This window comes from Ruegeria sp. YTSC192 (assembly GCF_059609705.1).
Window position 1 is genome coordinate 91165 of sequence record NZ_JBXWMG010000009.1, and the last position, 21305, is coordinate 112469.

25 protein-coding genes and 1 tRNA gene are annotated in these 21305 nt (G+C 56.6%); 7 read left to right on the top strand and 19 right to left on the bottom strand.

Features of this window, described 5'->3' with window-relative positions; genetic code table 11:
* Positions 1-36: 36 nt before the first annotated feature.
* Together rplO and AC2FD8_RS13890 are read right to left on the bottom strand one after the other, a co-directional pair.
* The gene (rplO, locus tag AC2FD8_RS13885) at positions 37-510 is read right to left on the bottom strand and encodes a 50S ribosomal protein L15 (protein ID WP_496856980.1); all 474 of its coding nucleotides are present in this window, start codon (positions 508-510) and stop codon (positions 37-39) included.
* 206 nt (positions 511-716) lie between these two features.
* Positions 717-932 carry a DUF1127 domain-containing protein gene (locus tag AC2FD8_RS13890; RefSeq protein WP_496856978.1) on the bottom strand — a complete coding sequence of 72 codons (216 nt, stop codon included), beginning with the start codon at positions 930-932 and terminating at the stop codon, positions 717-719.
* 441 nt (positions 933-1373) lie between these two features.
* Between AC2FD8_RS13890 and AC2FD8_RS13895 the strand changes: the two genes are divergently transcribed.
* Together AC2FD8_RS13895 and AC2FD8_RS13900 are read left to right on the top strand one after the other, a co-directional pair.
* Positions 1374-1856, top strand: coding sequence for a hypothetical protein (locus tag AC2FD8_RS13895; protein WP_496856976.1), 483 nt, complete (start codon positions 1374-1376; stop codon positions 1854-1856).
* A gap of 14 nt (positions 1857-1870) precedes the next feature.
* Positions 1871-3166, top strand: coding sequence for a hypothetical protein (locus AC2FD8_RS13900; RefSeq protein WP_496856974.1), 1296 nt, complete (start codon positions 1871-1873; stop codon positions 3164-3166).
* Positions 3167-3334: 168 nt separating this feature from the next.
* On the opposite strand, the gene AC2FD8_RS13905 is transcribed toward AC2FD8_RS13900, so the two are convergent.
* The 3 genes from AC2FD8_RS13905 to dgcN form a co-directional block, all read right to left on the bottom strand.
* Positions 3335-4195, bottom strand: a complete 861-nt coding sequence (locus tag AC2FD8_RS13905) for a D-amino-acid transaminase (protein ID WP_496856972.1) — start codon at positions 4193-4195, stop codon at positions 3335-3337.
* Between the two features lie 76 nt (positions 4196-4271).
* Positions 4272-5237 carry an N-acetyl-D-Glu racemase DgcA gene (gene dgcA, locus AC2FD8_RS13910; protein WP_496856970.1) on the bottom strand — a complete coding sequence of 322 codons (966 nt, stop codon included), beginning with the start codon at positions 5235-5237 and terminating at the stop codon, positions 4272-4274.
* A gap of 66 nt (positions 5238-5303) precedes the next feature.
* Positions 5304-6305 (bottom strand): N-acetyltransferase DgcN, encoded by a 1002-nt coding sequence (dgcN, locus tag AC2FD8_RS13915; protein WP_496856968.1) that lies wholly within the window; start codon positions 6303-6305, stop codon positions 5304-5306.
* Positions 6306-6601: 296 nt separating this feature from the next.
* On the opposite strand from dgcN, the gene AC2FD8_RS13920 reads away from it, so the two are divergent.
* Positions 6602-7564, top strand: coding sequence for an L-malyl-CoA/beta-methylmalyl-CoA lyase (locus tag AC2FD8_RS13920; protein WP_496856966.1), 963 nt, complete (start codon positions 6602-6604; stop codon positions 7562-7564).
* A 42-nt stretch (positions 7565-7606) separates the two neighbouring features.
* Here the strand turns inward: AC2FD8_RS13920 and AC2FD8_RS13925 are convergent, their stop codons facing one another.
* Together AC2FD8_RS13925 and AC2FD8_RS13930 are read right to left on the bottom strand one after the other, a co-directional pair.
* Positions 7607-8176, bottom strand: coding sequence for a PA14 domain-containing protein (locus tag AC2FD8_RS13925; RefSeq protein ID WP_496856964.1), 570 nt, complete (start codon positions 8174-8176; stop codon positions 7607-7609).
* A gap of 92 nt (positions 8177-8268) precedes the next feature.
* Positions 8269-8721 (bottom strand): Lrp/AsnC family transcriptional regulator, encoded by a 453-nt coding sequence (locus AC2FD8_RS13930; protein WP_496856962.1) that lies wholly within the window; start codon positions 8719-8721, stop codon positions 8269-8271.
* A gap of 73 nt (positions 8722-8794) precedes the next feature.
* Here AC2FD8_RS13930 and AC2FD8_RS13935 point away from each other — a divergent pair, with 73 nt between their 5' ends.
* On the top strand, positions 8795-9391 hold the full coding sequence (locus AC2FD8_RS13935; protein ID WP_496856960.1) for a LysE family translocator: 597 nt from the start codon (positions 8795-8797) through the stop codon (positions 9389-9391).
* On the opposite strand, the gene AC2FD8_RS13940 is transcribed toward AC2FD8_RS13935, so the two are convergent.
* The gene (locus AC2FD8_RS13940; RefSeq protein WP_496856958.1) at positions 9392-10225 is read right to left on the bottom strand and encodes an AraC family transcriptional regulator; all 834 of its coding nucleotides are present in this window, start codon (positions 10223-10225) and stop codon (positions 9392-9394) included. It abuts the gene before it with no gap.
* 123 nt (positions 10226-10348) lie between these two features.
* Here AC2FD8_RS13940 and AC2FD8_RS13945 point away from each other — a divergent pair, with 123 nt between their 5' ends.
* On the top strand, positions 10349-11311 hold the full coding sequence (locus AC2FD8_RS13945) for an acetyl-CoA carboxylase carboxyltransferase subunit alpha (RefSeq protein ID WP_496856956.1): 963 nt from the start codon (positions 10349-10351) through the stop codon (positions 11309-11311).
* Between the two features lie 4 nt (positions 11312-11315).
* On the opposite strand, the gene AC2FD8_RS13950 is transcribed toward AC2FD8_RS13945, so the two are convergent.
* The 3 genes from AC2FD8_RS13950 to AC2FD8_RS13960 all read right to left on the bottom strand — a co-directional run bounded on the left by AC2FD8_RS13950 (position 11316) and on the right by AC2FD8_RS13960 (position 14031).
* A complete protein-coding gene (locus AC2FD8_RS13950) occupies positions 11316-12446 on the bottom strand; it encodes a lytic murein transglycosylase (RefSeq protein WP_496856954.1) in 1131 nt (376 codons plus the stop codon).
* Positions 12447-12657: 211 nt separating this feature from the next.
* On the bottom strand, positions 12658-13305 hold the full coding sequence (locus AC2FD8_RS13955) for a GntR family transcriptional regulator (protein WP_496856952.1): 648 nt from the start codon (positions 13303-13305) through the stop codon (positions 12658-12660).
* 30 nt (positions 13306-13335) lie between these two features.
* Positions 13336-14031: a M48 family metallopeptidase gene (locus AC2FD8_RS13960; protein WP_496856950.1), complete on the bottom strand. Its 696-nt coding sequence runs from the start codon at positions 14029-14031 to the stop codon at positions 13336-13338.
* Between the two features lie 100 nt (positions 14032-14131).
* Here AC2FD8_RS13960 and AC2FD8_RS13965 point away from each other — a divergent pair, with 100 nt between their 5' ends.
* Together AC2FD8_RS13965 and AC2FD8_RS13970 are read left to right on the top strand one after the other, a co-directional pair.
* Positions 14132-14458 carry a TIGR02300 family protein gene (locus AC2FD8_RS13965; protein WP_496856948.1) on the top strand — a complete coding sequence of 109 codons (327 nt, stop codon included), beginning with the start codon at positions 14132-14134 and terminating at the stop codon, positions 14456-14458.
* Positions 14459-14597: 139 nt separating this feature from the next.
* Positions 14598-14673: transfer RNA gene (locus tag AC2FD8_RS13970), tRNA-Ala, on the top strand.
* Between the two features lie 605 nt (positions 14674-15278).
* Here the strand turns inward: AC2FD8_RS13970 and AC2FD8_RS13975 are convergent.
* The 8 genes from AC2FD8_RS13975 to ureE form a co-directional block, all read right to left on the bottom strand.
* Positions 15279-15902, bottom strand: coding sequence for a GIY-YIG nuclease family protein (locus tag AC2FD8_RS13975; protein WP_496856946.1), 624 nt, complete (start codon positions 15900-15902; stop codon positions 15279-15281).
* Between the two features lie 12 nt (positions 15903-15914).
* Complete coding sequence (locus AC2FD8_RS13980; RefSeq protein WP_496856940.1) at positions 15915-16535, bottom strand: thermonuclease family protein; 621 nt, start codon at positions 16533-16535, stop codon at positions 15915-15917.
* 524 nt (positions 16536-17059) lie between these two features.
* Positions 17060-17386, bottom strand: coding sequence for an ion channel (locus AC2FD8_RS13985; protein ID WP_496856938.1), 327 nt, complete (start codon positions 17384-17386; stop codon positions 17060-17062).
* 32 nt (positions 17387-17418) lie between these two features.
* On the bottom strand, positions 17419-18645 hold the full coding sequence (locus tag AC2FD8_RS13990; protein ID WP_496856936.1) for an HlyD family secretion protein: 1227 nt from the start codon (positions 18643-18645) through the stop codon (positions 17419-17421).
* Positions 18638-18976 carry a hypothetical protein gene (locus AC2FD8_RS13995; RefSeq protein ID WP_449318608.1) on the bottom strand — a complete coding sequence of 113 codons (339 nt, stop codon included), beginning with the start codon at positions 18974-18976 and terminating at the stop codon, positions 18638-18640. The genes AC2FD8_RS13990 and AC2FD8_RS13995 overlap by 8 nt, the downstream gene beginning before the upstream one ends.
* Before the next feature lie 591 nt (positions 18977-19567).
* On the bottom strand, positions 19568-20197 hold the full coding sequence (ureG, locus tag AC2FD8_RS14000; protein ID WP_496856934.1) for an urease accessory protein UreG: 630 nt from the start codon (positions 20195-20197) through the stop codon (positions 19568-19570).
* Positions 20194-20847 (bottom strand): urease accessory protein UreF, encoded by a 654-nt coding sequence (locus tag AC2FD8_RS14005; protein ID WP_496856932.1) that lies wholly within the window; start codon positions 20845-20847, stop codon positions 20194-20196. Before AC2FD8_RS14005 ends, ureG begins: the two co-directional genes overlap by 4 nt.
* Positions 20831-21283 carry an urease accessory protein UreE gene (gene ureE / locus AC2FD8_RS14010; protein WP_496856930.1) on the bottom strand — a complete coding sequence of 151 codons (453 nt, stop codon included), beginning with the start codon at positions 21281-21283 and terminating at the stop codon, positions 20831-20833. The genes AC2FD8_RS14005 and ureE overlap by 17 nt, the downstream gene beginning before the upstream one ends.
* Between the last annotated feature and the right edge of the window lie 22 nt (positions 21284-21305).

Below are 21305 nucleotides of genomic sequence, written 5' to 3' on the forward strand. Positions count from 1 at the left end.
CTCTATGTAAGCGGGTCTTCGCCCGCTCACAAGCGCTTACTCTGCCGCAGCAGCTTTTGTGACCGTCAGTGAGCCGCCCGCTTTTTCAACTGCTTCAACAGCAGCCTTCGAAGCACCCGTCACTTCCAGGTTCAGCTTGGCGCTAACCTCGCCTTTGGCCAGAACGCGGATACCGTCCAGCTTACGACGAACCAGACCCGAAGCAATCAGTGCGTCCTCGGTAATCGCAGCCGACGCGTCCAGCTTGCCGGCGTCAACGAATTTCTGGATCAGGCCCAGGTTGATAACGGCGAATTCCTTGCGGTTCGGCTTGTTGAAGCCACGCTTGGGCAGGCGCTGGTACAGCGGCATCTGGCCACCTTCGTAGCCGTTGATGGCCACACCCGAACGGGATTTCTGACCTTTGATACCACGGCCACCCATTTTACCTTTGCCGGAACCCGGACCACGGCCAACGCGTGTCCGTTTCGGGGTGGCGCCTGGGTTATCGCGCAATTCGTTCAGTTTCATTTCGCTTCTCCTTAGCCGGATATGACCCCCGAAGCGTGATGGGCCAAACACGGCATTTCTTGATTTTGATTCTCGTGGACACAATGCCACCGGGGCGCTCTACAGCTTTGTGGCCTGCGTTGCAAGTGGCGCGTGGATACACCCTGCGCCAACCGCAAAAGAGACGCCCCGAAAGGCGTCTCTTCGCGTATGAGTGGTGCGGGTGTTCAGGCGCAGTAAGCGTGCTTGTGCGCGATATCGGCGATATCGCACCGGCGAACTCCGATATCATCCAGCTCGCGATTGCTGAGCCGTTGCAGTTCGGAAAAGGTCCGCTGATATTCGGCGTCCCGCGCCCATGCCAACTTGACGCGTTCAACAAGTGCGGTAACGCGTGCGCCGAAATTGAACGCCGAGGGTACGAGTGTTTCTGTATGTGCCATTTTCTTTCCTTTCAGACCGAGGCGTATTCCCTGGCAAACAATGTGTTCCTTCTGGATACAGCGTGCAGATAGGAGGGGATCGCGCGGCCAACAATGACAGTTTCGGTCTAGCCGCTATGCAAGGCGGGCATATCCAGGTTTGACGGGAAAGCGATGCGCGGACCACGCACCGCTTAAAATCCTGCCAAAATTGACAGATCATGCGTTTTTCGGTAGGTTCGCACCATTATTTTATGTGTTGTGGAGCCTGAAATGACGTGGAATTTCTGCACGTGTCTTGCCGTGATTTTTGCAAGTGCCATTGCTTTGACGGCTGTCTCGGCATCCCCGGCCGCCGCCTGCAATCCAAGATACCAGCTCTGTTAAATCAGCGCCTCAATCGTCGCACGCCACGCAACGCGGCTGCGAGATGAAAACCCTGCCATGGCAAAGGGGACGGACATGTCGTTCTGGACCGGAAAGAAAGAGTCGCTTGTTCAAAGCATGGTAGAGATCACCTTCAAAGCCGTACTTTCAGGCCTTGTGATCGTGTTCTTCGCTCAGTTTCTGATCGCCATGGTGGACAACCGGATCGAAGTGGCATCGAAACGCGATGCGTTGAATACGTTTCGCAATGACCAACTGTCCACTCTGACAACGCGGTTCACACAAGCCTTCATGTCCACCGATTGCGCACACAGCTTGCGCAGTATCGACCCAGATATCTGCCAGAGCGAGTTTTCGGCCTTCGTGACGGAACTTAACGGGATCTACCTTGAACTCAGGATTCACTATCCAGACCAGGGGTTCGACACACTTCTGAGCCTCCAAACCCTGGCCGAGACGATGCACGCACAACCCACGGACATTGATCAGGCCGCTCTGGACGTTTTCGCATCTACCTTTGGCGCCTCATTGGATGAAATGGCGCAGAATTTCAGATAGAAATGAGATTTTCGATGATGAAGAACACCGTCTACGCCTTCGCTCTGACCTGCTTGGCCTCAACCGGCTTTGCCCAAACCACCCTAAACGGCATCCCAGAGGGCGGACGTTGGGTCGTGGGCGGGACTTTTGCGCTGTCCAATATCGGCAACAATGACTCCAGAGGCAGGAAAAGCTACTCCGGCGCCGAAAAAGAGGCCAACAGGGTCGCCACCTTTTTGCCCGGCATGACGATTGTCTACAATCTGGAACCTGCGCCGGGGCGAGCCGGGTATCTGACCGGCACAACACATCACGGAATACGTGTCGTGGTGCTGGAGGATGAATTGTCGACCGGTGCCTTTGGCGACCGCGACACAACCGATGTGGTGACCCACCAATCCTACACCGGGTGCCGGGATCTGGCCTGCACCTCAGAAGCTCAGGTCGGAATCGGGTTCTCGTTCCAGATCGAAGAGGCGGTTGATGACAAGCTGGTTCTGTTCAATCCTCAGTCAGAACTGCGCATCGTACATACACGGGAGGGGTTCGACCAGTTGGAGGCACGCGGCTACACCACTCAGGTCAAGGACCGCATTCATCCCCGCCTGATCATCCACGACGGCTACGCGTCTGAAGTGTCAACAGGCTGCGGCCTTGTGCGCAGCGCCCTGCCCGACATCAAGGCCCCCAAGGCCGAATATGAGGCCAGGCCATCCGAATGGGCAGCCAACAGCCCCAGCTGGTCGCTCAAGGCGATTGAGGTCTTTGGCCTGGGCGATGTTACGCTGAACGAAGCAGGTACGGAATATATCGGCACCTTGGACGCCGAAATCGGAACCGGCACGGAATCTGTGGGCGGCCCGGTTTCGCTGGACTTCACGGTCATCGCCTATCGCGATTCCGAATGGGAAAAGGAAGAGTTCTACAAATTCGGCGGTCTGGCCCAGACGGTCACCTGCCGCCGCGAGAACCCAAGCTTCGGCCAGCTCCTGCCGCGCTATGTCGAAAACGCCTATCTGCATTTCGATGTGACGCCGGGGGAAGAGCCTCAGGATTTCCCTCTGGCCGGTCGCGAACTGCCCGATCAATTCCAAGGCAACAAGGACCTTCAGGATGAATTGCGGGCCTATCTTCCGCGCGCTTTCTACTACAGCGTAAACAATCACCGCCAGTATCAGGCCCTGTTCGAAACGATCGTTTCCGAGACGTCGATCCTCTACCCGTCCGCAATTGCGAATGTAATCGCACGTCTGAACGCATCATGCGCGCGACAAAGCCGCCGGGAATGCGCGAAGATCGTGGACCGGGTCGGAACCCAAAGCAACTAGAGCGCTTGAACGGTTTTGCTGGCCCGACTTGTGGCCAGCAAAAATACTGTTTTACAGAGCGATGCCCAAACAACCCTGATCTGGCGTGTCTATAGCGTTCGGCGAAAATCCTGAGACATCAAGCAACGCATATCGCTCTATAGCGTTTCGGGTTAAACCCGTGACGCTTTAGATCGCGGCCTTGCGACTTTCGTCCAAATAGATCTCGCGCAGGCGTTTGGCGATTGGGCCGGGGGTGCCATCGCCCAACGCCACGCCATCAATCTCGACCACCGGCATGACAAAGGCGCTGGCCGAAGTGGTAAAGGCCTCATCCGCTTCTTTCGCCTCGTCGATGGTGAACAAGCGTTCCTCGACCTCCATCTGCGCCTCGGCAGCCATGCGCAGAACAGCCTTGCGGGTGATGCCGTGCAGGATATCGTTAGACAACGGGCGAGTGACAATCTTGCCGTCTTTCACGAAATAGGCGTTGTTGCTGGTGCCTTCGGTGACATGACCGTCTTCGATCATCCACGCGTCATCACACCCGGCGGCCTTGGCCATCATCTTGCCCATCGACGGGTAAAGCAGTTGCACGGTCTTGATGTCGCGGCGCCCCCAGCGGATATCCTCGATCGAGATGATCTTGGCGCCCTTTTGCGCCGCCGGGCTATCCGCCAATCCCGGCTTGTTCTGCGTGAACAAAACAAGTGTGGGCTTGGTGTCAGCGGAGGGGAACACAAAATCCCGATCCCCATCGCTGCCGCGTGAGACCTGCAGATAGACCAAACCTTCGACAATCCCGTTCAACTCGACCAGCTTGCGGTGAATCTCCAGCAGCTCGTCCTTGGTGCAGGGCTCGGCCATCTGCAGCTCGTCCAACGAGCGTTTCAGGCGCACCGCGTGGCCTTCGAAGTCGATCAGCTTGCCATCCAGAACACTGGTCACCTCATAGACGGCATCTGCCATCAGGAAACCACGATCAAAGATAGATACCTTGGCCTCTGTTTCGGGCAGGTATTCGCCATTCACGTAAACGGTGCGGGTCATGTCATTTCCTTTTTGTCTCGGGGCTTCGCCCGTTCCTCACTGAAAACGATCCACTGGATCGTTTTCCAGGCGTTCGTCACCCCCAAAGCGCCGCACTGGGCGGATGCACTCCGGCGTCGTCAAAAATCAGCGGTTTGGCGCGGTCTTCGGCCAACAGAAGCGGGCCGTCAAGGTCTGTCACCATCGCACCCTGCGCCAGCAGTGTCGCAGGCGCCATGGCCAGAGAGCTGCCAACCATGCACCCGACCATGACTTTGTAGCCTTCAGCCAACGCCGCCTCACGTAGCAGCAAAGCCTCGGTCAGACCGCCGGTTTTGTCGAGCTTGATGTTCACCACATCATATTTGCCCTTCAATTTGGGCAAGCTGGTCCGGTCATGGCAGGATTCATCTGCGCAAACAGGCACCGGACGTTCCATGCCGATCAGCGCCTCATCCTCGCCCGCTGGCAGCGGTTGTTCAACCAGCTCTACGCCCAGCCGCACCAGATGCGGTGCCAGATCCGCGTAAACCTCGGCCGACCAGCCTTCATTTGCATCAACGATGATCTTGGAGTTCGGCGCACCCGCGCGCACGGCCTCAAGCCGGGGCATGTCGTCCGGGGTGCCCAGTTTGATCTTCAACAACGGTCGATGCGCATTTTCCGCCGCCTGCTTCTGCATCGCCTCGGGCGTGGCCAAAGACAGGGTATAGGCGGTGATTTCAGGCCCCGGAAGCGGCAGACCGGCCAGGTCCCAAGCGCGTTTGCCTGCACGCTTGCACTCCAAATCCCAAAGCGCGCAGTCAATGGCGTTCCGCGCGGCCCCGGCGGGCAGCAGGTCCATCAGTGATTGCCGTGTAAACTCGGCAGGCAGCGCCGCGATTTCAGCCTCGACCGACTCGAGCGTCTCATCATAACGCGCATAAGGCACGCATTCGCCCCAGCCCTGATGAGTTCCGTCCGAAACTCGAGCCGTCAGAACCTTTGCTTCGGTCCTCGACCCGCGCGAGATGGTAAACACCTGCGCCAGCCGAAACACATCCCGAGAGACCTCTACCTGCACGCGCCCGCTCCTTCATCTTTTCAAAAATACGCCCGCCGGAGGCGATCCTTCGGCGGGTTTCTTTGATCACAGAGCGGACAGAGCATCCACCAGTTTTCCCGCACCAAAGCGGTAAGGGTCGGTGGTGGGCAGGCCCATCTCTTCCTCGACCTTGGCCAGATAAGCCGTGGCTTCATCCTCGCTCAGGTGCTGGGTGTTGACCGAGATGCCGACGACCTGACAGGCCGGATTACCAACCCGCGCCAGTGGCAGAGCTGTGTCGCGCAGCTGCTGCAGAGTCGGCAGCGAATACTCGGGCAGGCCGCGCATATGGGTCCGGGTCGGCTCATGGCACAGGATCAACGCATCGGGCTGACCGCCATGGACCAGCGCCATCGTGACGCCCGAATAGGACACGTGGAACAAAGACCCCTGCCCTTCAATGTGATCCCAGTGATCCTCATCATTTTCGGGTGTCAGGTATTCAACAGCGCCTGCCATGAAATCCGCAACAACCGCATCAAGAGGAACGCCTTGGCCGGTGATCAGAATACCGGTCTGACCCGTGGCGCGGAAGGTCGACTTCATGCCGCGTTTGCGCATCTCGGCATCCATCGACATTGCCGTATACATCTTGCCCGCCGAGCAATCGGTGCCGACAGCCAGACAACGCTTGCCGCTGCGCTTTTTGCCGTTCGCAATCGGGTAGCCAACGGTCGGTACGCGCACATCGTGCAGGGTACAGCCGTGGGTCTGGGCGGCTGCAACCAGATCGCCTTCATCGCGCAGCAGGTTGTGCAGGCCCGACGCAATGTCATAGCCCATTTGCAACGCCTCGATCAGAACGGTTTTCCAGGCCTGACTGATCACGCCGCCGCGGTTTGCAACGCCAATCACCAGCGTTTTCGCGCCAGCCTCTTTGGCCTCGGTCAGGGTCATGTCGGTCATACCCAGATCGGCCTTGCAGCCCTCCATGCGGTACTGACCCACAGCGTTTTCCGGACGCCAGTCACGGATGCCGATGGCAACTTTGGCAGCCAACTGGTCGGGCGCATCGCCCAAAAACAACAGATACGGTGTCTCGATCATTGCGTTGCACTCCTTTGATTCCACCTCACGCTAGAGAACAGCTTGAACAAGCGTTTCGCGAATTTCCACCACGCGCACCCCTTCGCCAAGATTTTCTTGCGCATTTTCACCTCATACCGCAGCATTCTTCGAAGTTTTTAAACTGATTAGTCTTTGAGCACCCGTGAAATGCAGCTTGCACAACAAATGCTGCAACCGCATTGCCGCATCTGCACAATGACCCTTGCACCACATCGCGTAATTTAATATCTCGAACGCGAACAAAAACGTAACTTCATTACTCTTGCGAGGTCCAGATGAGTTTCCGCATCCAACCCGCCGCTCCGGCGCGGCCAAACCGTTGTCAGTTGTTCGGCCCCGGGTCGAACACAAAACTGTTCCCCAAGATGGCGGCCTCTGCTGCGGATGTGATCAATCTGGACCTTGAGGATTCGGTCGCACCCTCTGACAAGGACTTCGCCCGCGCCAATGTCATCGAGGCGCTGAACACCGTCGATTGGGGCAACAAATACATGTCCGTGCGGATCAACGGGCTGGATACGCCCTATTGGTACCGCGATGTGGTGGACGTTCTGGAACAGGCCGGAGACCGCCTCGACCAGATCATGATCCCCAAGGTCGGCTGCGCAGCTGATGTCTACGCCGTCGACGCTCTGGTCACCGCGATCGAGCGCGCCAAGGGTCGGAGCAAGCCGATCTCGTTCGAAGTGATCATCGAATCCGCGGCTGGCATTGCCCATGTCGAAGAAATCGCCGCGTCTTCGCCCCGAATGCAGGCGATGAGCCTGGGTGCTGCAGACTTCGCGGCCTCCATGGGCATGCAGACCACCGGGATCGGCGGCACGCAGGAAAACTACTACATGCTGCGCGAAGGTGAAAAGCACTGGTCAGACCCGTGGCATTGGGCACAAGCGGCGATCGTCGCCGCTTGCCGCACCCATGGCGTTCTGCCGGTCGATGGGCCGTTTGGCGATTTCAGCGACGATGAGGGCTATATCGCACAGGCCAAACGCTCGGCCACTTTGGGTATGGTCGGCAAATGGGCTATCCACCCCAAACAGATCGCACTGGCCAATCAGGTCTTTACCCCGTCGGACGAAGCGGTTTCCGAGGCCCGCGAAATCCTAGCGGCGATGGAACAGGCCAAAGCCAATGGCGAAGGAGCCACCGTTTACAAAGGCCGTCTGGTGGATATTGCGTCGATCAAACAGGCCGAAGTCATTGTCGCCCAGTCCGAACTGATCGCAGCAAACGGTTGAGCCAAATCAGATCAAGGCACCAAAACGGTGCCTTGGTTTGCTTCAGTTATGTCCGAAAATATCGTTGGGTACCCATTCGAGGTCCTGACCGTCCTTGCCCCACTTCATCATCAGGCAAGAGCTTCCGCCCTTCTGGAAATACAAAGTGGTAAGCTCGTACCAACCCGCCTCGGGGATTTCGACTTCGGTAACACCGTTGCCTTCGCAGGGCTGAGTCCCGTCGTAGTATCCGATGGTCTGGCCACCCAGCTTGGTTTCCGCACCATCGTTTGAGTATACCTCGAACTGGTACATGCCAGGCTCGTCAATCCTGATCAGCCCGTTGATTTCCGCCGCGACATTGTAAGGCTGCGAGGCAGTCATGACCGGGTCACCGTCTTCAGTATCGCGAAAATCAAATGCGGGCACCGGGTCGGCAAGCACGCCAATCGTGTCGATCCATTCCTGAGCCTGTTCCAGACTTTTGATCTTTTTCGGCGCTTCTGCGTAGACCACGTTCAAGCCCGGCTTTATGTCGGTCTGGACTGGTGCAAGCTCTGCAGTTTCCGCTGCGAGACTTGCCGCACCTGCGCTGACCGCAAGCATCGAGATTAATGCCAGTCGCGAATACATGTCGCCTCCCCCAATTGATATCAGTCAAGCTGCACCGAAGCATTTTGAGGAAATGAAGTCAAATTCCTGTCAAATCGGACGCAGAACCGCCTTCACGCCCGCAAATCCTTGGGCGACCCCATGACCACGTAAGACGTGATTGAAGTGACATGAGGCAATGTTCCCAGCACATCCGTGTGAAAAATCTTGTACGAAGGAAGGTCCGCACATTCTACGCGCAACAGATATTCGATCGTGCCGGTGATGTTGTGGCATTCCACCACCTCGGGCGCGCGCTGCAAGGCCCGTTCAAAGCCTTCCTGAGCAGCCTTTGTATGCTCGCCCAAACCGACGCCGATATACGCAACAAACCCTTTCCCTAGCGCAGCCGGATCGAGAACAGCGCGGTAACCGGTAATGACTCCGACCTTCTCCAACTCTTGCACGCGGCGCAAACAGGCCGAGGGGGATAGCCCGACACGATCCGCAAGCTCAAGATTGCTGATGCGCCCATCCGATGAGAGTTCACGCAATATTTCGCGGTTTATACGATCCATCTTCGTCATTAGTTGCCAGATTAGGTCATCTACGCACAATAACGCAATTTCATTTGTGCCATTTGCGGTAAATATCCCCCGCATGACCTACGATATCCTTTTGGCCCTGATCGCCTTTGCCTTCGTCTCGTCCATTACGCCGGGACCGAACAACCTGATGCTGATGGCATCTGGCGCCAATTTCGGCTTTCGGCGTACGATTCCGCATATGTTGGGTATCGGGCTTGGCTTCACCTTCATGGTGCTGCTGGTGGGCGCGGGTCTGGTGCAGGTGTTCAACCAATACCCGGTCAGCTACAGGGTGCTGAAGGCGGCCTCGGTCGCGTATCTGTTGTATCTGGCGTGGAAGATCGCGCATGCCGCACCGGCCGAGAAAGGCGCTGACGTGGGTACCCCGATGAGCTTTCTACAGGCCGCCGCCTTTCAATGGGTCAACCCAAAGGCCTGGGCCATGGCACTGACCGCAACAACAGCCTATGCGCCGGGTCAAACCCTGGATGTCGTCATCGTTGTTGCGCTGGTATTTGGTGCAGTCAACTTGCCCTCGGTCAGCACCTGGACGGTCCTGGGGCAGCAAATGGCGCGGGTCCTGACGAATCCGCGCCGGTTGGTGGTGTTCAACTGGACAATGGCGGCGCTGCTTGTGGCCTCGCTCTATCCGGTATTATGGCCAAGCTGATCACTTCAGCGGCAGGCAGATCTCGGTTAGCAAATCCTCGGGCGCAGTGTCGCGCGGATCGTTGAGGTAAATCTCATAGCAGGGTTGATCTGCTGGCTCTTCTCCTGACTCGGGCAGCCAATTCCCAAACAGACTGTGATAAGCGGCCTCTAGGCCGGAATAGGGCCCCTTGTAAGTTAACACCGCCGTCTTTCCCCCGGCGATCTGCACGTCCTCCATGCCATCGGGGGTGCCCTCCCCACGGAATTCGGCCCCGGCATAGCTGCGCAACTGATCCTCTGGCACCTCATCCGGGCTGTCAAAGTAAATACCAACCACAGGGCCAACCTGCGGCCAAAGCTGACGAGATTCGCACAAAGCACCGAACGCCTCAAAGCTTTTGCCAATCTCGGAATACGCGCCTTTGTGCGGCAGAGCGATCACCCGGCGGGCGGGTTCGGTACGGGTGGTCACGGGATGCATCGGATATCCTCCGGTTTTGAAGTTTGGATGGGCTGGCAGAAACTGACCGGCTTTGCGGAAAGCGGCAGGGCTGCTGCCATAGGCCTCGGTAAAGGTCCGGATGAAAGAGTTCGGGTTGGGGTAGCCAACGGAATGCGCAACCTGCGAAACCGAGCTGTCTGACCGGACCAGTTGGACCGCCGCACGGTGCAGCCTGATCCGACGCACCGCTTGGGCACAGGTCTCACCTGTCAAGGCGCGGAATACGCGATGCCAATGAAACCGCGACATCGCGGCGACATCGGCCAGCGCATCCAGCGACAGATCCCCATCGGGGTGATCGTGGACATAGGTCAGCACCCGTAGGATGCGGTCCTCGTAACTGGTTGCCATGTGGCATCCCTTCCTTCTCTCTGCCCATTCGTGTTCGCATAATCGGCTCTCACAAATCTTGCTGAGTTGCATCCCAAGCGACCACGCGTCATATAGCAGGGAACTTCCGCGTTGAGAGGCGTCATGACCCAGTATCTGGATTTCGAAAAACCGCTGGCCGAGATCGAAGGCAAAGCAGAAGAGCTGCGCGCCCTGGCCCGCGCCAATGAAGAGATGGATGTGGCCGAAGAGGCCTCGGCTCTGGACGCCAAAGCTGCCAAGCTGCTGGATGAGCTGTATGCCGATCTGACCCCCTGGCGGAAATGTCAGGTCGCGCGTCACCCCGAACGGCCCCACTGCCAGGACTACGTCAAGGAACTGTTCACCGAGTTCACGCCGTTGGCTGGCGATCGCAACTTTGCCGACGATCTGGCTGTGATCGGCGGGTTGGCCCGGTTCAACGATCAGCCGGTGATGGTGATCGGGCATGAGAAAGGCTCTGACACCAAATCGCGGATCGAACGGAATTTCGGCATGGCCCGTCCCGAAGGATACCGCAAAGCCGTCCGCCTGATGGAGATGGCCGGACGGTTTGGTCTGCCGGTCGTGACCCTGATCGACACCGCAGGGGCTTATCCCGGTAAAGGCGCGGAAGAGCGTGGTCAGTCCGAGGCGATTGCCCGGTCGACCGAGATGTGCCTGAAAATCGGCGTGCCTCTGGTTTCGGTCATCATCGGCGAAGGTGGCTCTGGCGGGGCCGTGGCCTTTGCAACGGCGAACCGCGTCGCAATGCTGGAACATTCGGTCTATTCGGTAATCTCGCCCGAGGGCTGCGCCTCGATCCTGTGGAAAGACTCCGAGAAAATGCGCGAGGCCGCCGAGGCGCTGCGCCTGACCGCGCAGGACCTTTACAAGCTGGGTGTTTGCGACCGTATCATCACCGAACCCAAAGGCGGGGCACATCGGGATCGTCCGGCTGCAATCGATTCGGTCCGTGCCGCGATCGCCGCCATGCTGCAAGAACTGGACGGCAAGGATGCGGCGGCCCTGATCAAGGACCGCCGTCAAAAGTTCCTGGATATCGGCTCAAAAGGGCTGGCGGCGTAAACCGTCAGCCGCCCAGCCGGCGCAACAGTTCAACAGAAGGCTTGCCGGTTACGGCCAAGCCATTGGCGCGTTGGTAGCCGCTGATAGCCGCTTCGGATTTCTTGCCAATCACCCCGTCCGCGCCTTCGGTATCGAACCCGGCCGAGGTCAGGCGGCGTTGCAATTCCTTTCGATCTTCCAGCGTGAGCCCTGTTTCATCGGGCCCGAACGACGCCTTGAACGGAGCACCGCCAGCGATTCTGTCGGACAGATGGCCCACGCCGATCGCATAGCTGTCCGAGTTGTTATAGCGTTTGATCACGTTGAAATTGCGGAACACGGCGATCTTTGGCCCCGGAACCTGCGGCTGCAAGACCGCGACGGGCGTGCCGGAAACGGTACCGACCTCTCCGCCCCAGGGCTGACCACGCACCCAACCCGCTCGCGACAGATAGGCTGCCGTTGAGGCAAGTGAGTCCGACGGATCCTCGGACCAGATATCGCGCCGCCCGTCGCCCGTGAAATCGACCGCATAGGCCAGGTACGAGGTTGGAATGAACTGCGTATGCCCCATTGCGCCAGCCCAGCTGCCGGTCATGTTGGCCGACGAAGTGTCGCCAGCCTGAATGATCTGCAAGGCCGCGATCAGTTGCTTTTCGAAAAACGCGCCGCGCCGCCCGTCATAGGCCAGCGTCGAGGTTGCCGAGATCACCGGCACATCGCCGCGGCGCGCGCCGTAGCGGCTTTCCAGACCCCAAACGGCCACGACGACCTCTTTGTCGACGCCATATTGCGCCTCAATCTGCGACAGAACACCGTTATGGCGTTGCAGCATCTGTTTGCCGGTACTGATCCGTTCATCCGAGGCGGCGATGGCCAGATAGTCCTCAAGCGAGCGCTTGAACTCAACCTGATTGCGATCCCGTTCGATCACGCCAGGCAGATAGCCCGCCCCCTGAAACGCGCGGTTCAACGTGGATTGTGATATGCCCTGCGAGGAAGCGCGGGATTTGAAACCCGCCACCCAGGCGTCATAGCCCGCGTTGGAAACAGGCTGCATTCTGGATGCAGGCGCGCGTGCAGGCGCGGTCGCATCGCTGCAAGCCGCCAAAAACGCCGCCCCGAGGCCGAGTGAAAAACTGCGTCTGTTGATCATGACTGAAATCTGCTCTGGTTTGTGATTTGCCTTAGCGTAGCGCAGTCTGCACCCGCAAACCAGAACGACTGACCCCTTCGGCCGCCGATCGAGCAAGTCGGCAATTGGCCGCTTAAAGCGTTTCGCGTTTCACCTGAAACAAGATCATCGAAATGCGCGGTCGACCGTAGGGAGAGGCAGCGTATTTCGATTCAAATCAAACGCAAACGATCTAACTGACCAGCAACCGCAAGCCCTGCGTCACGTCCGAGCGGACCGCGAGGCGCAGGCCCGGTTCATCCCCCGCCTTCAGCGCAGCAATGATCAGCTTGTGGTAATGCGGAGGCTCGGTGCGGCGCAAACGGCCATAAAGCGCGCGCATGGTGGGGCCAAGCTGCAGCCACACGGTTTCGGCCATGGCCAGCATCGCAGGCGCCTGCGCGCGCAGGTAAAGCGTTCGGTGAAATTCCAGATTCGTCCGGATATAGCCCACCGCATCGCGCTTGGTCACCATTTCGGCCACGATCATGTTGATGCTCTGCAACCGGTCGATCAGCGCAATATGCGCACGAGGCAAGGCACGGCTGGCCAGTTCCACTTCAAGCAGCGCCCTCAGGGCGGCCAGTTCTTCGATCCGGTCATTCGTCAGCTCAGGCGTCGAGACGCGCCCCGACGACGACAGAAACAATGCGCCCTCTGCGGCCAACCGGCGCACCGCTTCACGTGCAGGCGTCATCGAGACGCCGAACTCCTTGCCGATTCCCCGTAGCGTCAGCGCCTCGCCCGGGGCAATCTCTCCGTGCAGGATGCGCGATCTCAGGGTGCGGTAGACCCGGTCATGCGTTGCGATACTCGAGTCCGTGGGCCGTGTAGTAATCATGTCCCCATGTGATCACAAATTGCAGGGACGTCAACTCGTCGGTGCGTCGAACCGGAACCGGTGCAACATGGCTCCGTTGTCCCTCAGCCAGCGACGTGGGGGATCGTACGGGCCGAATATACGCTCCACCTGCGCCCAGAAGGCAGGCGAGTGGTTCATTTCGGCCAGATGCGCCACCTCATGCGCGGCGACATAGTGCAGAACTTCGGGCGGGGCGAGGATCAAGCGCCATGAGAACATCAGCCCCCCGTGAGAGCTGCATGACCCCCACCGCGACCGCGTATCCCGCAGCGACATTGTTGCATAGGAGCGCCCCAGAATGGCAGCGTAGTCATCGCAGGCCTCGCTCAGACGATCCCGCGCAAGTTCCTTGAGGAAACGAGCCAGGCGACGCCCCTCGGCCCCTGCAGGGACGGCCACTGTATCCGCCCCCAACTGAACGCGCCGACCGGTTGTCGCGACGATTCGGCGCTCAATGCCTTCAACCGGGATCAGGCCGCCGACGCGCACATCCTCCATCTCGGGCTGACCTGCCAGATGTTTGCGGATCCAGTCTTCCTTGCTGCGTGCAAATTTCAACGCTTCGACCTCAGGCACGCCATTTGGGTAAGTCAGGGTAACGCGGCCATCCAGCTGAGAAATTCGCAGACTGATCCGCCGCGCCCGCGCAGATTTGCGCAGCGTCAGCGGCACTGGCGGCCTGCCCGGCAAAGCATGTTCCCCCATATCCCTTCCTCTTCCGCGCAAAGGCTTTGACAGCACCCGCTGCCTGTGGCAGGTGAACTGAATCTTTAAGACGACTCACCTGATATCAAGGGGATTTGACATGCCCAAGGAAGAATGGGGTGTAAAGCGCGTTTGCCCGACCACCGGTAAGCGGTTTTATGACCTGAACAAAGACCCGATCGTCAGCCCCTACACGGGCGAGATCGTGGAACTTGAAACCGGCAAAAGCCGGATGATCGCCGCCGATGCCGAAGATGCGGCAACCAAGAAAGCGCGCGAGAACGCATCCGAAGAGGATCTGGTTCTGGATGATGACGACAATGTCGACGTCGATCTAGATGACGATCTGCTGGACGATGATGACGATAGCAATGATGATGTCCCGCTGGACGACATCAAGGACATATCGTCGGAAGACGAAAACTGATCCGATAGGGGGCGGCCAGTGGCCGCCCTTTTTCGTCGCGCGATGCGGCGCACAGTTTTTCTGAGATTTCAAATTTTACTCTTGCACTCGCCTGCGCTGTCTCATAAACGTCCGCCCACTGCTTCGGCAGTACCTGGAAGGGGCCTTAGCTCAGTTGGGAGAGCGCTTGCATGGCATGCAAGAGGTCAGGGGTTCGACTCCCCTAGGCTCCACCAAAATCTAACAATACAACTAGATAGCAAGCGTTAGAGCGGTGTGACACAAAATGAAGCTGCATGCGTATCTCTCGCTGTCCAGACACGGCATTTATTACTTCCGTTGGCCACTGCCAGACACAAGACCAAAACCCCACACTAGACCAAGCACTACACGTAGGACCCTTCGGGTGTCTTTGCGTACAAGATGCCCTAAAGAGGCTGGTACCAGTGCCGGTATGGTATATGCTTAGCTGATCATCTTAGCATCACATGTTTGGTATATTATATGTATATACATACCATAGCTCTGGATAGCTGATACAATCCGAATAAATTATACTAGTCTATATCTGTATATACATTAGATGTTCATAGTATAGTATATTGCTTAGTATGCTGTGCAGTGCAAATCACCTGTTTAACATCCGAATATGTTAGCCCATCTAACCAGTATTATGCTGTACAGTGTATATACATTGTGCGGTCTATTGGCGTATCTATTTGTTTTATTTTACTTAGCTACGCTCTCAGCAAGCAAATGCAGTCAACACTGCACAGTCAAAAGCATCTTCCCAACCACATTAAGGCGTCTGCATTGATTGAATGCCTCGCCGGTCAGTAGGTCACTCATCTTCCTCATCATCTGCATCCGCTAGATGTGTACTGAGCCGCTCTGAAAGAGTTTGACCGTCTAGTCCCCAGTACTGCCAACCGTTGACGGACTTCCATGTGTAGCCTTCTCGGTGCAGTAGGATTAGCGCAGCTTTGCTGACACTCATCTGTTCGCCTTCGAACAATATCTTCTTAGGCGTCACAACTTCAGCGGTGATGCCATCGTCGCCGGAGTATGTGAGAACGTCACCAACTTTCACGCCTGCATTGTCGAAAACGTAGTTGCGCCTCTTTGACACCGCTTTCGATAACGCCTCGATACCAGTGTCGTCTTCCGCAATGTCGTCTCTCGGCGTAACGTCTTTACCACCTGTCAACTTCATAGCAGCAATTACACGCTGCGGGTCAATTTTGAAAAACTCGCGGTTTGGGCGAGTACGGTGATCAGCGAAGGCTTGGTGGAGCAGTCTTTCTGCTTCGGCTTCGTTCGGAACATCTACCGCATACACACAACGAAACGGCAAGGGGATGCTAGTGTTGTCAAGTTGTCGGAGCCGCTGAGTGAGGTCGATTGTCCTTCCGATCTTCACGTAGCCGTCCAAAGCTGGATTAGTCAGTACATATACTATTGGCACCGTCGGGGTTCTCTACTTGTTTTGATTGCGTGCGGCTTGCTTGGCGTCATATTGTTCCCAGACCTTCATTCGCCCCTTTTGCCGCGCGTCAGCCAGCCACAGTTTCTTTCTTGCATCTGGTAGTTCAAGAGCGCGGTACTTGCCACCTGAGAACTTAGGCCAATCTATCGCCATCCCGAGCTTGACCATTTCTGCAGACAGGTCTCGCCCATCTTCAAGGTAGCACTTTGCCACGGTACGACCGTAGGCATCCTCGGCAGTAACCTCTGCCCTAACTCTCTGCCCCTTGCACAGAGATACCAAAGCCCACTTGGCCTTCTTGCCGTAGGGGTGGTTAATCTCAGGCGCGTCAACGCCGAACAAGCGCACTTGCTTCTTCTGTATTTTTATCGTGTCACCGTCCACAACATAGGCAGGACCTACCAACACGGTTGTGGTGGGTTTCGGTACTGCACTGCCAGCATTGAAACGTGATGGCTGTATTGTGTTCTGGGAACTCGACACACCCAGCTTCGGCTTTAACTCCGAAGTCGTTTGTCGTGTAGGCTTATTCCTTTTGTCGGGCTGGCGTTTGCTACGCGCAATGAGCAGCACAGCTACTAAGGCGACGACTAGCAGTAAAACGACTTCCACAGTATCGGACCTTGTAAACAGTTTGCTTCAATATGGCCGCAGCGAGGCCTACCGACACACTGCACGTCATAGTTGATAGTGGGGTGGCCGCGCAGTTTAATCCAGTGAAAAAAGCCTGCGTTGCTCGCTTAAGTTCTTCAACCCTCGGGCTATAGATGCTTGGCAATTGCGACAAGCGACAGGTGCGCAGTACCAAACACTCAGCCTTATGTTGCGTTTTTAGGCGCGCGCGTGGGCCACAGAAGCAATAGACGGAAACATGGCCCAAGACACCAGCCCAAAGGTAATAGTTGCCTATGTTCAGGTGTGACACTAAGGTGAGACACAGTACTAACCACCACACTACAATAGTGTTTACTATCAGTGCATTAGGCGTTCGGCGGCGTTTCCCCTAGGCTCCACCAAAACCTAACAATACAACTAGATAGCAAGCGTTAGAGCGGTGTGACACAAAATGAAGCTGCATGCGTATCTCTCGCTGTCCAGACCCGCAGCACAGCCACTAACGAGTGAGAAAGAGCGAACTAGAACTCGGCAACCATCGCAGTCTCAACTGCATGTACACCTATGCCTACGACAATGCCCGCAAAGATAAGCCCAACAAACGCGTTGATAACGGCCAAAGCCCGGCTCGCGGGTTTCTCCGGTTTAATGTCTCCGTAGCCAACCGTAGTTGCGTTTATGAAGGCATGGTAAAGGCTCGCTCCGGTCGACCAGCCTTCGATCCGACCAATTGATATCCCCAGCAAGCACACCAAAACCAACAAGAATACGAGTATCGGTGACAGGTAGATCAGGTCCCAAAGGAAAACTGATAGAAACGTGCAAATGTAGCTGGCGTCGCAACCCATGGCGAAACTCTACCTCTCTGCCAGTTGGGGGCCTATTTGAATACCAATGTCTTAACTGGAAGCAGAATGGCCTGTGCCCGCAAGACAATTGCATTTGCTATACCCATGCCATCCACAATCCTTGCAATGAAGGCTGACAGGCCTGTGATCTCACCAGCGTCGATTTCCTTTGCTCGGCTCGTGTACGCAACGCCCACGCACGCACTACCGGGCGGGATGTTATCAAGATGCTGTGGGAAAATAGGTGCTAGGAACGCTGTAACTGTACCGGGTCGCGCCCGATCCTGCTGATCCAGCAGCGCATCACCCGGTCGGAACTGCCCCGCAGCAATCGCCCCCTGCACGTCATCCACAACCATCGGGACTATGGTCAACGGTTTAGACGCGCAGGTAATTTCCACCAGCATACCCGGCTTTAGTACGCTGGCAGAAATCTGACCAAAAGCTGCGATAAAACGCCCTTGCCCCGTGACTTCAGGTACCAAAATCCCGGCCGGGCGTAGAATTGGGTTCACGATGTCACCCGGTTTCAGGAGGAACTGAGTTACAGTACCGCCCACCTCGGCAAACACGGTGGATTTTGATATCTCGGTCTCAGCCTCTCTCAAAACCGCACGCGCAGTTTCAAGCTGTGCAGGGAGAAGAGTAGTTTGGCGCAATTTGGCACCATCGAGAGAGGCAATTGCGGCTGCGCGCTGACTTTCCGCGCCGGACACTGCTGTTTGCAAACGTTCCAGTTCCTGCTCGCTAACAACGGTGTTGTTTCGTTCCGCAAGCTCCAGACGTCGCTCCAAATCGCTCGTAGCCTGAGCAAGGTCAGCTTCCGTCGCATCAACCCTTGCGGTGGCGCTCGCGACTTCTGTTGCGGTCAGACCCAGAGCTGCCTCAATCTCTTCGATACGACGCTGAGCCGTTTCCGCTGCTGCCTCCTGCCGTGTGGTGTCCAGTCGGAAAATGGCCTCACCAGCATTCACGTCGTCATTATTGGCAACGTAGACTTCCGCGACCCGACCCACGCGATCCGACAGAATGGTAACTGTGCGAAACGCCGCAGAGACATTCCGCGTTGAGGGGTGGAAATAGAAGATCACCGTGATCAACGTAACAGCCAATATTGCACAGGCGGTCAAACCCCAACGCAATTCATACCAGACATTGAACAGGGTTATTTCGTGCCCCCAACGCTTGCCTTGCCTGTAACGGCGATACAGATAGTCCGGGACGATTGTGATCAGTGCGGAGAAGACTAACTCAAGCATCGTCGCTCTCCGAGACGTCTACTTCGGTCTTGAGTGGAAAGATTTCATGCAACGGCACGGCGGCGATTAAAATGGCCGCGATCCAGAAAGCGTTGTTCAGGGTGAAGAGAGAGATCAACCCAAGCACACCGACCAACTGCATTTGCACCTTATGAGCACCTGCTGCCATGCGGTCTGGAATGGCCTGTACGGTGAAGTAGAGTGCACCAAAACCCAGCAGCACCATGACTAGAACCAATCCGACAACGATCAGAAACCCGTCTGTCTCCCCCGGAGGTGTTACCCAGAATGGGAGCCTCGCCATCGCCTCATCAGAAATAGAACTGTTCACCTGCCCCCACCCCGCCTTCAAGTGATCATATTCAAATATAACCGATTGAAATCAAAAAGACCAATCTCGCTCCAGATAGCGAAGCGGCTTTGATACGGCCAAGTACGGCATGAGTAAGGTAGTTGCCGAGCAGACCTGCACACAACCGCTCCACATCGTTCGCAACACTTCAAAATGGAAAAAGCAGTAGGTCCGAACAATAGACCAAGCAGGGCAGCAAAGAGGTTTGCATGCTTTGATGTGCACAGCTTGGCGGAAGAGATTGTGCATATTGGAGTGTGACACTAAGGTGAGGCACACTGCAAACCGACACACTACAATAATGTTTATTATCAGTGCATTAGGCGTTAGGCGGCGTTTCCCCCAGGCTCCACCAGAACCTATCATGATGCGCCGCCCATAGTTCTTCCTTTTTGGCAGCAGAACTTTCCTTTGTGGCCGAAACGGAACTAAGTTCGCTGCGCAGTTAACAAAAGAGAACCCCATGCCATCATTGCTGCACCTGCGGAACTCTATCGTTGTATTCGTAGCTCTCAGTCCAATGCGGCCGTTCGCTTAGGTGCCGACAATTCGGCATCTTCGATCTTGCAGCTAACTCCCTGCTGAGACTATCACCCCCCCCTGTTTCACCAGGAGGTCAACAATTGCACTAACCCCCTTTTTGTGGCGAAGAGACGAGAACAAAAATGGCCGTCCTTTGCGCATTCTGGCTGCATCTCTTTCCATGACCTCCAGTGAAGCGCCAACATACGGCGCCAGATCGGTTTTGTTTATGACCAGGATGTCGGATTTTGTTATTGCCGGTCCGCCTTTTCGTGGGATTTCCTCTCCAGCGGCGACGTCGATCACATAGATCGTAAGGTCTGCGAGTTCCGGACTGAAAGTAGCCGACAGGTTGTCGCCGCCGCTTTCGATCAGAACGACATCGAGATCGGGATGGCGTTCTTGCATTTCAGCAACCGCTGCAAGGTTTATGGATGCATCCTCGCGGATTGCTGTGTGTGGGCAACCGCCCGTTTCGACGCCGATAATCCTATCTTGGGGAAGGACCTGCATGCGCACCAGCGCTTCGGCATCCTCCTGCGTATAAATGTCATTGGTGATGACGCCCACTGAACAAACATCGCGCAGGGTTTCAGATAAGGCAGCAGTCAAAGTGGTCTTTCCCGCCCCAACCGGGCCACCAATGCCAACGCGAAGAGGGCCGTTCATACTGCTCATGTTCGGAATATCCTTGAATACTGTATTTCGTGTTTCATCGACGCGATGTCCGTTAGGAACGCAGTCGAACTCAATTCTTCTAAACTCGCCATTTGCGTCTTTTCGGCGATATGAGCACATAGCGGTGTCAAATTTCGGATCAGTTTCTGAGCATCGGTTTGCCCCAACGGCACAAGGCGCGTTGCGCAAGCGACCAAGTTGCATGCGAATGCTTGCAGATACATTTTTGTCGTCAGTAGCAGGGGGAGCTGCTGCAGACGCGCGGCGTGGCCTACTGAAACTGGATAGGAAAGCTGTTGGATGTCTAAATTCCAGACATCTCCTGTGACAGTCCCGAATGCCTGTCCCAGCAGTTCGGTTTCCATTTTCCTTTCGGATGACGCGCAGATAGCCCGTGCATTGGCATCGATGCTGACAAGTTCATCTTTGTCCTGCGCGTTGTATGCGGACACTACGAACAAAGCATCATTCCATCCAGATCCGTGTTCCAGTGCATCTGAAATCCAGGCTTCGGCGTCTTGGGAACTGGCGACCGCTCCTTCTTCAATTGCAGCTTCCAACCCATGAGAATAAGCAAAGCCCCCCACAGGATATGCAGGAGACAACCACTGGGTCAGCGTCAGGATATCGGCGTCAGTGGGCGTGGCCATGTGTCCTGCCATGGCCATAGGCTCCGCCTTCGGGGTTGAACGGTTCGTGCACTTCGCGCACTGTGGCTCCGATTTTCAGAAGCATATCTCGGATCACATGATCGACCTGGATCAGCAGACGGTCCTTTTCGATCTGACACGGAGTGTGGCGATTGCCGATATGCCACGCGACGCGCGTCAGGTCCGGAGCAGAAACCTCTAGCAGTGCTTCAGGTGCAGCCTGTATTTCCACTTCGCGCCCGTCGTCCAGAACCAACGCGCCACCGTGGTTCAACGAGGTGGTTTGCGCCAGATCGACAAGAATTTCCTCGCCACTTTCACAGGTCAGAACCTTGCGGCGCAAAAACCGATCGTCATAAGTCAGCGACAGGCAATCTGCAGAGTCGCCGTGCTTGTGATCCGAGTAACGGCGTGCGGTGCAGAGCAGGGCGGTCATACCGTCGCCTCCTCTGGAGCAG